Annotated in this window: 9 protein-coding genes; 8 read left to right on the top strand and 1 reads right to left on the bottom strand. The window is 50.9% G+C overall.

Going from position 1 to position 12,534, the window contains the following annotated elements; genetic code table 11:
- The first annotated feature begins 13 nt into the window (after nucleotides 1–13).
- The 4 genes from RIC19_RS25330 to pdxH all read left to right on the top strand — a co-directional run bounded on the left by RIC19_RS25330 (nucleotide 14) and on the right by pdxH (nucleotide 7,906).
- Nucleotides 14–1,423 (top strand): TolC family protein, encoded by a 1,410-nt coding sequence (locus RIC19_RS25330; RefSeq protein WP_350181188.1) that lies wholly within the window; start codon nucleotides 14–16, stop codon nucleotides 1,421–1,423.
- A gap of 30 nt (nucleotides 1,424–1,453) precedes the next feature.
- Entirely contained in the window at nucleotides 1,454–2,620 is a 1,167-nt protein-coding gene (locus RIC19_RS25325; protein ID WP_350181187.1) for an efflux RND transporter periplasmic adaptor subunit, read from the top strand.
- A gap of 71 nt (nucleotides 2,621–2,691) precedes the next feature.
- On the top strand, nucleotides 2,692–6,132 hold the full coding sequence (locus RIC19_RS25320) for an efflux RND transporter permease subunit (protein ID WP_350181186.1): 3,441 nt from the start codon (nucleotides 2,692–2,694) through the stop codon (nucleotides 6,130–6,132).
- A 1,120-nt stretch (nucleotides 6,133–7,252) separates the two neighbouring features.
- The gene (pdxH, locus tag RIC19_RS25315; RefSeq protein WP_350181267.1) at nucleotides 7,253–7,906 is read left to right on the top strand and encodes a pyridoxamine 5'-phosphate oxidase; all 654 of its coding nucleotides are present in this window, start codon (nucleotides 7,253–7,255) and stop codon (nucleotides 7,904–7,906) included.
- A 276-nt stretch (nucleotides 7,907–8,182) separates the two neighbouring features.
- On the opposite strand, the gene RIC19_RS25310 is transcribed toward pdxH, so the two are convergent.
- Entirely contained in the window at nucleotides 8,183–8,596 is a 414-nt protein-coding gene (locus RIC19_RS25310) for a BrxA/BrxB family bacilliredoxin (RefSeq protein WP_350181185.1), read from the bottom strand.
- Between the two features lie 406 nt (nucleotides 8,597–9,002).
- On the opposite strand from RIC19_RS25310, the gene RIC19_RS25305 reads away from it, so the two are divergent.
- The 4 genes from RIC19_RS25305 (at nucleotide 9,003) to RIC19_RS25290 (ending at nucleotide 12,502) form a co-directional block, all read left to right on the top strand.
- Entirely contained in the window at nucleotides 9,003–9,398 is a 396-nt protein-coding gene (locus RIC19_RS25305) for a hypothetical protein (RefSeq protein ID WP_350181184.1), read from the top strand.
- Nucleotides 9,399–9,426: 28 nt separating this feature from the next.
- Nucleotides 9,427–10,314 (top strand): DUF5777 family beta-barrel protein, encoded by an 888-nt coding sequence (locus RIC19_RS25300; protein ID WP_350181183.1) that lies wholly within the window; start codon nucleotides 9,427–9,429, stop codon nucleotides 10,312–10,314.
- A 14-nt stretch (nucleotides 10,315–10,328) separates the two neighbouring features.
- Nucleotides 10,329–11,360 carry a cytochrome c gene (locus tag RIC19_RS25295; protein WP_350181182.1) on the top strand — a complete coding sequence of 344 codons (1,032 nt, stop codon included), beginning with the start codon at nucleotides 10,329–10,331 and terminating at the stop codon, nucleotides 11,358–11,360.
- A gap of 62 nt (nucleotides 11,361–11,422) precedes the next feature.
- Nucleotides 11,423–12,502: an amidohydrolase family protein gene (locus RIC19_RS25290; protein ID WP_350181181.1), complete on the top strand. Its 1,080-nt coding sequence runs from the start codon at nucleotides 11,423–11,425 to the stop codon at nucleotides 12,500–12,502.
- Nucleotides 12,503–12,534: the final 32 nt, after the last annotated feature.

The raw sequence follows: 12,534 nt of genomic DNA, 5'->3' as shown, positions 1-12,534 counted from the left end.
CATAGCACAAGTAATGAAAATAAGGATTCACTCGACCCTTTTGGTGCTGCTGCTGACGCTGCCCGTATGGGCACAGCAACAAGCTGTACAAATGTCATTAGACGATGCTATTGACTACGCGCTGGAAAACAGCCTCAAGATCAAGAATGCCCAGATTGCTATTGCTGATGCAGAGGAGCAGATCGTTGAGCGGCGTTCTACCGGGCTGCCGCAAGTCAATGGCTCATTAAATTACCAGCACTATCTGGCTGTACCCCGTCAGCCACTGCCTGAAGGATTTGATATTTTCGGGCTCTTCGGGCAGGCGCTGGCTGTTGACCTTTACGATCAACTGTCCGAACCGACCCAAATGGCGGTAGACCAGTCGTTTTCCGGAAACACCGGTGGCGGTGATGAAGGGATCGCGTTCTTCCTGCGTAATAACTTCACCGCTGGGATTGATGTCAGCGCCATGATCTTTGATGGCTCCTTCTTCGTAGCCCTCAAAGCTGCCCGCGCTTACCGGCAGTACACTCTGCGGGACTTCGCTACTGCGCAACGGGAGGTGGAGAACGCCGTCATCGAGGCTTACCTGCCGGTATTGCTCGTGCAGGAAAACATTGAGCTACTTGAAAAAAATATCAAAAACCTGGAGCAGTTGCTGTTTGAAACCCGGGAGCTCTACAAAGCTGGCTTCGCGGAGCAGCTGGATATCGACCGGCAGGACCTGTCTCTTTCCAATCTTCGCATTGAGCGGGAAAACCTGGTGCGGCAGAAGGACGTTTCACTCACCAACCTGAAGTATACCATCGGTTTCCCCGTTGATGCGCCACTCGTGGTTTCTGATGACCTTGATGCGATGGCTACGGAGGCAGAAGTATTGCTGAGTGAAGAAGCCAACCCCGCCACCCGCCCTGAGGTCGCACTGATTGACCAGGCGATCCGTATGAATGAGCTGAATGTCAAACTCAATAAAGCAGGCTATCTGCCCAGCCTCCGGGCCTTTGGTGCAGCACAGCAGCAATACCAGGGTGACGATTTCGAAACGGGCTTTTGGGCCCCTTCTGCCTACGTGGGGCTCAACATGAGCGTGCCTATTTTTGATGGCTTCAACAAAAAAGCCAAAATACAGCGGGCGCAGCTGGATCTTGAAAAAGCCCGGAACCAACGCGAAGACCTGGTCCGTGGCATCGGGCTCGAAGTCGCCAATGCGCGGACTAACTTCCGTAATGCATCGAGCCGCCTCGGCAACCAGGAAAAAAACATTAAGCTGGCAGAACGCATTTATGAAACAGCCCAGATCAAATACCGCGAAGGGATAGGCTCCAGCCTGGAAGTCACCCAGGCCGAACAAAGCCTGTACACCACTCAAAGTAACTACATGCAGGCCCTTTATGATGTGCTGCAGTCTAAGGCGCGCCTGGAGATGGCGCTCGGCCAATAAATTAATCTACGAAAACACCAATATCAGATCATGAAATACATCATCCCGATTGTCGCCCTTCTAATGACGGTAGCTGTAGGTTGCCAGTCTGCTGCCAATGAAGCAGGTGAATTGCCCGAATCTTTAGAAGAAAAGCGCGCACTGCTCAAAGAGAAGCGCAGCTCACTCAGCCGTCTGACCCAGGAAGTCGAAGAGCTGGAGAAAGCTGTTGCAAAGCAGGACCCGAACATGGTAGCGAAAAACCGCAAACTCGTTACTACAGCTCCGGTAGAACGGACTGATTTTATGCACTTTGTCGAGATACAGGCTTCCGTCGCCGCTGATGATTACCTCAACGTGACCAGTGAAGTGGCCGGGCGTATCCTCAACCTTACGGTAGAAGAAGGGGACAACGTGCGCAAAGGGCAGCTCATTGCCGAGCTCGATCTGGAGCAGTTGGACAAGCAAATGGCTGAACTGGAGAAGTCGCTGGAGCTGACCAATACCGTCTTCGAACGCCAGAAACGGCTCTGGGACCAAAATATCGGCTCGGAAATCCAGTACCTGGAAGCTAAGAACAGCAAAGAGCGAATGGAGAAAACCATGGAGACCCTGGAGTTCCAAATGACAAAGTCTAAGGTGTACGCACCAGCGAGTGGGGTAGTGGAAGACGTGTACCTACAGAGTGGAGAACTGGCCTCTCCGGGTATGCCGATTGTGCAGTTACTCAACCCCAATCGCCTGAAAGCAGTAGCGGATGTGCCGGAGTCTTACCTGCGCGCGGTCAAGCAAGGTGAAAGGGTGAAAATCGCTTTCCCGGCGCTGGATGAAGAGCAGATGGCTACGGTTACCCTGATTGGCCGGACGATTGACCCTTCCAACCGGACCTTCGACGTAGAGGCGCGTATCGTGGCTTCCAGCCGGCTGATTAAGCCCAACCTGCTGGCTACCATGTACATCAAGGATAAAGAAGCTAAAGATGTGGTGACCATCCCATTGGAGATGGTACAGCAGGAAGTGGGCGGCAAAGACTATGTCTATATTCTGGAAGACGGGAAAGCCGGCACCTTCGCCCGCAAGGTGTACGTAAAGACCGGAGATGCCTACGATGGCCGTATTGTCATCAACTCAGGGCTGGAAGGCGGAGAAACTCTTATTATGCAGGGTGCCCGTGGCCTGGCCAACAACGAGCCGGTAGAAGTTAAGCAAGAAGGTTAAGCACTCACTAAATTGATAGCACCGTTGTTTGGTTTTCCGAACCCCTGGAGGCTGACAAAAAATACACCCACATGGCTGAAGAAATAAAGCAAAAAGATAAATTACGGCAGTTTAGCTTGTCTACACTTGCTGTAGATAACGGGACAAGCGTGTTCATCCTCACGCTAATGATCTTGATTTTCGGCATTCAGTCCTACCAGGATATGCCCAAAGAGCAGTTCCCGGAGGTCGACTGGCCTACAGTATATATCAACACTCCTTACTTTGGTAACTCTGCTGCTGATATCGAGAACCTGGTCACCCGGCCCATCGAAAAGGAGCTGCAGTCGATCACCGGTATCAAGGACATCAAGTCTACTTCCATTCAGGATTACTCCGTGATTACTGCTGAATTCTCGGCGGATATGGACCTGGACGATGCCGTCCGTAAGGTGAAAGACGCTGTGGATAAAGCCAAGAGCGAATTACCGAATGACTTGGATCAGGACCCAACGGTACTGGATATCAATCTTTCGGAAATCCCTATTGTTACCGTCAATATTGCAGGTGATTATGCCAACGATGAGCTTCGCAGCTATGGAGAATTCCTGCAGGATGAAATAGAAACACTCGATGAGATCTCTGAGGTGCAACTTAAAGGAGCCCGTGAGCGGGAGGTCAAGGTAGATATAGACCTGCCGAAGATGGAGTCCATGCAGGTGACTTTCCGTGATATTGAGAATGCGATTTCCTCCGAGAACATTACCATGTCCGGAGGTGAACTGCTCAGTAATAACTTCCGCCGGGCCATCCGTGTGAAGGGGGAGTTTGAAAGTGTATCCGAGCTGGAAGAGATGATCGTCAAGAGTGAAAATCAGCGCCCGATTTATTTACGGGAAATTGCGAATGTCACTTTTGGCTACAAGGACCCGACCAGTATAGCCCGTTCAGATGGGTTGCCGGTTATTTCTTTGGATGTGATCAAGCGGCAGGGCGAAAACCTGCTCGATGCTTCTGATAAGATTAAGGTGATTGTGGACAACGCCCGCCTGGAGTTGCCCGAAGACCTCAAAATCAGCCTGTTCAATGATCAATCCGTCAATACCCGTGATCAGGTAAGCAACCTGGAAAATAGTATCATTTCCGGTGTGATTCTGGTGGTGGTGGTACTGTTGTTCTTCCTGGGCTTGCGCAATGCCCTTTTTGTAGGGCTGGCGATCCCACTGTCTATGCTGATGGGTATTCTGTTCCTGTCGCTGACCGGTGTGACGATGAATATCGTTGTGCTCTTTGCGCTTATTTTGGCGCTGGGGCTTCTGGTGGATAATGCGATTGTGGTGGTGGAAAACATCTATCGCTATATGCAGAGCGGGTACGATGGTTGGGACGCTGCCAAATACGGAGCCGGCGAAGTGGCCATGCCCATTATTGCCTCTACGGCTACAACACTGGCTGCATTTTTGCCTCTGGCGTTTTGGCCGGGCATTATGGGCGAGTTCCTGAAATACCTGCCCATCACCCTGATTATTGTGCTGACCTCCTCCCTGATTGTGGCCCTGGTGATCAATACCGTATTCACCAGCCGCTTCATGAAGGTAGATGAGCGTGCTGATGACCCGGTGGTGCGCAAGCGGCGTCAGACCAACGTGCTCATCGGTGCCGGTGTCATGCTGATCCTGGCGGTTGTCTTCCACTTCACCGGTTTTGAGCCAGGGCGCAACCTGTTGAGCATAGCACTGATCGTAACGCTGCTCAACTGGTTCCTGCTCCGCCCTGCGGCGTTTGCGTTCCAAAACAACTTCCTGCCAGTACTGGAGCATGGGTATGATAAGTTCATCCGTGGTGCGCTGAATGTACCGGGCGTCATTTTTGGTGGAACTTTCGTGCTGTTGTTCGCGGCCATAGCGCTGCTGGCAACCAATATGCCTAAGGTCGAATTTTTCCCTTCGGCAGATCCCTTGTACGTCAACGTTTTCGTCGACTTACCACTGGGCACGGATATCAATGCCACCTACGAAGCGGTGCAACAGGTAGAGCAAAGGGTGAACACAGCAATCGAGCCCTATCGCGGAATAGTGGAAGCTGTACTAACGCAGATCGGTGAGAATACATCCGACCCTAATGGACCACCGGAGCCCGGTGCTTCTCCTCAAAAGGCACGACTGACCGTCTCCTTTGTACCCTCCAAAGACCGAGGGGGATTATCCACCTTTGATGCCATGGAAGACATACGGGAAGGCGTACGCGGCGTGCCTGGCGTGAAGATTACCGTTGACAAAAATGCGGATGGCCCCAATGCCGGTAAGCCGATTAACCTGGAAATACAGGGCGAGGATATTGATCAACTGGCGATCCTCTCTGAGGATGTCATTAACTACATCAACTCCAAAAACATTCCAGGGATTGAGGAGCTGCAGGCGGATATTAAGATCGGTAAGCCGGAGCTGATTGTGAATGTGGACCGGGAAGCAGCCCGCCGCTACGGAGTGTCTACTTTCGATATTGCAAATACGATGCGTACGGCGGTCTTTGGGAAAGAGGTGTCCAAGTTCAAAGAGGGGGAAGACGAATACCCCATTTTTATCCGGTTGGATGAAGCGTACCGCTATGATATTGATGACTTGCTCAATCAGCGGATCACTTTCCGAAGCCCGGCAACCGGGCAGATCTCCGAGGTGCCTATATCTGCAGTGGCCAATATCAAGTTCACTTCGACCTACAGCTCGATTAAGCGGAAAAACCTGGACCGGGTGATCACCATTTATTCGAACGTGCTGGAAGGGTACTACCCCAACGAGATTATTCCTGAAATAGACCGTTGGATGGCCACTTACGATCTGCCGGAAGGCTTCACCTACGAGTTTACCGGGGAACAGCAACAGCAGGCAGAGGATTTGGACTTCCTGTATACAGCATTTGGGGTTGCACTGTTTTCTATCTTCCTGATCATCGTTGCGCAGTTTAACTCCGTGGCCTCGCCTTTTATTATCATTCTGTCGGTACTCTTTAGTACGATCGGAGTGTTTCTGGGCTATGCTTTCGGCGGGCGCGATATATCCGTGATTTTTACGGGGGTAGGGATTATCTCCCTGGCCGGGGTTGTTGTTAACAACGCTATCGTATTGATTGACTTTACGAACATCCTGGTGAACCGGAAGCAGGAGGAGCTGGGCTATTCCAAAAACGAGTTCCTGTCGCCGGAAGATATGAAGGAAGCCATCGTCTTGGGTGGGGCAACCCGTTTGCGGCCGGTATTGCTCACCGCGATTACTACCGTATTGGGGCTGGTGCCGCTGGCAGTTGGGTTCAACTTCAACTTCTTTACGCTGATTACGGCTTTGGATCCGCAGATTTTCATTGGAGGGGACAATACCGCTATATGGGGCCCTATGGCCTGGACCGTAATCTACGGGCTGGTATTTGCAACTTTCCTTACGTTGATTGTGGTGCCGGCGATGTATTACCTGGCTTACCGATTGAAAGTGGGGGTCATGAAAGCCTTTGGCAGGCAGACTACACCATCCGCAGTTTAGAGCGTGTTTGGAGCAAACGATAGTTCACAACCCTTTGGTTATCAGCAGAAGTGCTCCTCCAAAAATACTCTAAAGTAAGTGGCTTGCTAAAGCCAACTAAAGCCCGTTGCAGTGTGGTACACTGCAACGGGCTTTTACTCTTTATTCCGGATGGTATGCACTTTTCTTGCGGATGAACGTTAGAGTAGGTTTTGTATAGACTATGAATCAAGGTTTTTTTGTCAGATCCAAGAGCACCCGGAACCTCGATTAACGCCGCAGGGCGCAAAAAGAAAAAGTCAAAAATCACTTATCGTACCCGAGGAGCGTATACGAAGGTGAGAACCTGCCTGCGTGTCAATACTTCGGTCTTCGGTGGCCAGAGCCCACAGGCGACGAGACACAGGCAGACGTGATGCAGAGCTGGCGGAAAAGATGATTCAGGGGCACACAATATTTACGTTCATAAACTCTGTTGTATTAAGACAGGTAAGCAAAGATATGCCGGGCAGAAAAATTAGGCGCAAAGACATTTATCGTCTTGTGGATTATTTCGCAAGTATCTGAGCATGAGAATTCAGTAAATCCAAGGCTTTTAGGCGTGAAAAACGTCGTGATATTTCGGACTATTCGCACTAGTTGTACTCTTTTTCAGCCTGTCTATTTGTTATCTTTTTGTCAGGTGACGCTAGTGTTTTGTATAGGCTTTCTTCAGCAACGCCTTTACAACAAGGGGTTTTGCAGAAAAGGGTGGTAGATTACTCGCGGTTGTTGTTTAGTTGCTATGTCACATTTTTTGAGCTATAGTCGTTCGAACCCTGTGTAAAATGCCTGATATTTGTATTGTAATCGTTAGGGAAAGACCTAACAAACTTTAAAAAAGAGGATTACGCATAATCTGCGTTAAAAATATCTGAGTCGGGTGAGTGTTTGTTCATAGTTTTTGTAATCGTATCCCCCGAGTATTCGGGGGCTTTTTTACCTCACTCACCTGACTCTAAAGATCTTAGTGTTGTTCATAGTGTTTGTTTATCGTTAGACCCCTGTCATCTTGTATGACAGGGTTTTTTTTTGCAACACCCGAGTTCAAATGAGTAGCCTCAACACTTATACCCTTCTTTTGTTCTTTATTCAAAAACACATGCCGGTCAACAGCAAAATTGAAGAACTTCGCAAAGACTACTCTGCGCATACACTAGAAATGGAAGAAGTTAGCCCCAACCCTGTCCATCAGTTTCAGCAGTGGTTTGAGGAGGCATTGAATGCTGAAGTGCCTGAGCCTAACGCCATGACACTATCCACAGCTACGGCTAGCGGCGTGCCTTCCGCACGAATCGTATTGCTCAAGGGGGTCACAGATGGAGGTTTCGTTTTTTATACCAACTACAACAGCCGCAAAGGGCAGGAATTGCAAGCTAATCCACACGCCGCTCTTACCTTTCTCTGGCACGAGCTGCAGCGTCAGGTGCGTATTGAAGGGAGCGTAGAGCTATTGGCTGCAGAAGAATCGGCGCGGTATTTTCAGTCCCGGCCCAAGGGTAGTCAGATCGGGGCATGGGCTTCACCCCAAAGCACGCAGATTGAGTCTCGGGAGTTGTTGGAAGAAAAGGTGAAACAACTGGAGCAGGAATATGCAGAAGCAGACGCCCTCCCCCGCCCTGAACATTGGGGCGGCTATCGGGTCGTACCGCACCGTATTGAGTTTTGGCAGGGGCGGAGCAGCCGTTTGCACGACCGCATTTTGTACAACCTGGAAAAAGGTGGCGACTGGGCGTTGTCCCGCTTAGCGCCTTAGGTTTAAAGTGTGTTGGGATTTTGGTCTTCTAGCCGGAAACTAGCCATTTTTTGGTTAGACGACTTGCCTGCCAAACGGGTTTGCCAGGCAGGCAGAAGCGCGAAAATCGGAGTTTAGCCTTAGCTAAATTAGGATTTTCGGGACGAAGTATAAGCAAACCGATTACTAAAGTCCCAATACGCTCTCAACAAAAGTTGCGAAACAGAAAAGCCCCGAAGCATTACACTTCGGGGCTTTTTTCGCGTCAAAATTATTTGGCGCGGTACCTTGTCACATTTAGCAATAGCGGTCGAATGCCAGCTTTAAGTTCTCGGCAATGATTTCAGCAGAACGACCCTCAATATGGTGGCGTTCCAGGAAATGCACGAGTTTGCCATCTTTAAACAAGGCGATGGAAGGAGAGGATGGCGGGTAAGGAGCCATGAACTCCCGTGCCTTGGCAGTCGCCTCTTTATCCACGCCGGCAAAAACGGTAACCATTTTACTTGGCGTCTTTTCGTGCTGCGCGGCCAATTTGGCACCCGGACGGGCATTAGCAGCCGCACAACCACATACAGAATTGACGACAATCAGTGTGGTGCCTTCTTTCTGGCTGAGCACCTCACTGACGGCTTCTGCGGATTGAAGACCTTCGAAGCCATATTCAGTCAGGTCTTTGGCCATCGGCGCTGTAAGTTCTGCAGGATACATATTGTTGTTTTTATTTTTTGTTTTTGAATAAATTAGCCTTAATGCGTGTTGGGACTTTGCTTTTGAAGCCGGAAATGGACCGCATAGGGGCTCACAAAGCCGTTTTTAACCTTCGCACCGCGTGCCGAAAAGTGCGGTAGCGGCGCTGAGGGTAGCAAAAGGCTGACGCGAGATTCCTGTGTGGAACTGTTGTCCGTAGCGACCCACCCTGAGGCAGACCAAAGGGCAGAATCCAAACATAGTCTAAATACAATTAAGGGTATTTGTTAGTTCAAAAGACTAATTTAATTCCTGACTAAAGCAACTGGAAGAGGGAAATCTACGTACTTCTCTGAGAAAAGCACTCCGGCTACATCAATTTTACAGTTTTGATGTTGAAACGGTGCAAACACCTACACGGAATAACATGATGAAAGTTTATATCTCCCTGGCCATAATGGCTTGTTGCAGCGTGGTACTTTACAGCGGCTGTACATCTGATAAGTTGCCGGAACCTATGATTGCAGGCACTTGTACAGATACGATCCCGGCCTATGACCCGCAAATCCGCCAAATCATTGAAGAAACCTGTGCTTACTCCGGCTGCCATTTAGATGGCACCGCGCCGGGCGTCTATGATTCCTATCAGGGGTTGCTGCCGAATATTGAGAGTGGGGCCTTACGTACCCGCGTCCTGCAACTCAAGGATGATCCTAATCAGGGCATGCCACCCGATTATGCACCGGAGGGACGGCCTAAAGACCTTACGCAGGAGCAGCTCGACCTGATAGAGTGCTGGCTTGATAGTGGCTATCCGGAATAAATTAGAAAATATTGCAAACTGACACCCAATGAAGAATATCCCGATTTTTGTAGTGCTTTTCCTGTTTTGTTGTGCCATTCCGGCGCTGGCACAGGAAGGAGGCACTCAAACCTTTAAAGACAGCCGCCTGGTCAATATTCAGTCGGTCGAAACCCTGTCCAAACGCCGGTTGGATGTGCGTATTGGGCACCGTTTTGGTGACCTGCTGGGCGATAATGGCGGGTGGTCTACTTTTTATGGACTGGAGCAGGCTACTGATGTCATGATCGGTGCGGAGTACGGCGCTACGGACAAGCTGACCCTTGGCTTTTTTCGGACCAAAGGGGCTGGCGCTTTACCTGATGGGCAGGCGGGGCTACGTCAAGTGCTCAATGGAACGGTAAAGTACGCGCTGCTTCAGCAAAGTAAAGGGGGCGCTCCGGTGAGCCTAACGTTCTGGGGCGTCGCGGCAGCTTCAACCGCTGAGCGCATCGCGGACAACCCGGACATCATCCGTAATTTTTCTTCCTTCTCCCATCGTATGGCCTACCACGGGCAGTTGATGATTGCCTCCCGCCTGTCAGACCGCATTGCGCTGCAGCTCACACCTGGGTATACCCACCGGAATGTAGTCGCTTTTCAGGATGAGAACGGTCTGTTTTCCCTTGGCCTGGGCACCCGGCTGCAGTTGAGCCGGGTATTTGGTATCATTGCCGATGTGACCCTGCCTTTTTCGGATTACCGTACCTCAGAAAATGGCTTTTACCCTGCGCTGGGGCTGGGGCTGGAAATCGACTCCGGAGGCCACCTCTTTCAGCTCAATTTCACGAATGCGACGGGCATTATGGAAACGGACTTCATTCCCTACACCACTTCCAACTGGCTGGATGGGGAATTCCGTTTTGGTTTTACCATCTCCCGCTTATTCAATTTATAACTTTCGCTATCGCTATGTATAAACTACTATTCACGACCTTATTGGCAACCAGTTTTTTTGTGGCGGTACAGCATACACCTACACTCAATGACCTGCGCCCCGAAGACGCTGTGGCAGATGTGCTGCTGCGATTAGGCGATCAGCCGGCTGCACATTATCCCGACACCACTTTGGCGGGTGTTTCCGTAGAGGCCGGTAGGGGCATCATGCTAACGGGTTTCGCAACGGCACCGGATGGTGGCAAAGCCAGTAAACAGAGTAAGCACTATGTCTGCACCGCCTGTCATAATATAAAGCGGGAAGACCCGGACCTGAGCGTGTCCGACCCTCAGGCCCGCCTTGAATACGTCAGGGACAACGGCTTGCCTTTTCTACAGGGTACGGCCCTGTATGGTGCCGTCAACCGCACGAGTTTTTATAACGGTGACTACGAGCAGAAATACGGTAGCCTGGTAGAACCTGCCCGCCACGATTTGCGGGAAGCCATTCAGCTTTGTGCTACCGAGTGCTCGCAGGGCCGGGCACTGGAACCCTGGGAGATGGAGTCTGTACTGGCTTACCTCTGGACCATCGGGCTCAGAATGGATGATCTGATCTTGTCGGATAAAGAAAAGGTAACCATCAATCAGGCGCTGGCAGGAGAAGGGGAGAAGGCCGCCGCTATTCAGTTGATCAAGTCCAGGTACCTGGCAGGGTCGCCCGCCACCTTTGTTGCACCGCCTGAAGACCGAAAAGCGGGTTATCCGGTAGATAAAACCGACCTCGAAAACGGCCGCCTCGTGTATGAGCTGAGTTGCCTGCACTGCCACGAGAACGAACGCTACTCGTTTTTCCGGCTGGATGACTCCAAACTGACCTTTCAGCACCTGGCAAAGCACTTCCCGAAGTATACCGAGTATTCGGTTTATCAGGTAGGCCGGTATGGGACTTCCCCTGTGCCTGGCAGTAAGCCCTACATGCCCAATTACACACTGGAGAAACTATCGCATCAGCAAATGGAAGACCTGAGGGCTTATATTGAGCACCGTGCAGGGGGAGACCGGTAGCCCCAGTGCAAGAAGATGGTCAAAATTCGTACCTTTAGAGGGCGCACCAAAGGACGAATGATATGAGGATAAATGGCCATGGGCACCTGTTGCCTTACCCCAATGAGATACCTGCTTTTATGCGGGAAAAAGAAATCTTCTGGATTGATGAGGACCGTAAATTTATGCGCCAAAAAAATTGGCAGCGCCCGGTTACGGACCCTAGTTTTTTCCTGAATGAGAAACTGGAGTGGATGGAGCAAAGCCATGTCGACCACGCCGTTATCCTCAGCTTATCGCAGCTGTACGGTAATGGGCTGAAGTGGGAGCACATGAAGCGGGCGCTTCGCTTCCAAAATGACTTCAATGCCAGGATTCAGCAAGATTATCCCAAAAAGTTCACCTGTGGCTTTGTAGTGCATGCGGGGTTCACTCAGGGGGCGCTTTGGGAGATTGAGCGCTGTGTGGAAGAGCTTGGCCTGCAAGTCCTGTGCCTGCCTACCCATTACATGGACTCTACGGGCCGCTGGAATGTGATTTTCAATGAAGAGACAGAACCCATACTGGAGCTGGCTAATCATTACAAACTGGCACTGGAAATCCATCCCTACGACGGAGAGAAGTTCATCCTGCTCGAAAATACCGCCTGGCGCTTCCACCTGATCTGGATGCTGGCACAGTGCGCCGATGCCTATCACTTTTATACCCTCAATGGCTTATACGACAAGTACCCGGATATCAGAGTCTGTTTCGCGCACGGCGGGCAGCTCAATCACGTCAATCTGGGGCGCCGGGTACAGGGCTTCGATGGCCGGCCGGACTTATTTGAAGGTAAATCGCGCCCACGTAAAGCGCTGGGGCACCCCAATATCTATTTCGATACGCTGGTACATGATGTCTACTCTTTGGAGTTGATGATCCGGCGGCAGGGAGGAACGGACCAGATCATTCTGGGGCTCGATGACCCCTATCCGCTCGGAGAAATGAAAAATGAGCATCAATCTTCTTATCCGGGCAAACTACTGGACCTGGCGGTAGAGGAGGAGATCATCACCCGCAAGCAACATACTGACATCTGGTCACATAATGTGGTCCGATGGCTCTACGGGGAGGATGCTGCCCGCTTTTACGAGCGCGTGGAACGCCATCTGGTGGTGGACTAAGGAGGAAGGGGGAGTGGTAAATTAGAAATGGG

This window comes from Phaeodactylibacter sp. (assembly GCF_040219495.1).
GTDB lineage: Bacteria > Bacteroidota > Bacteroidia > Chitinophagales > Saprospiraceae > Phaeodactylibacter.
This window is presented reverse-complemented; position numbering and strand designations above follow the sequence as displayed.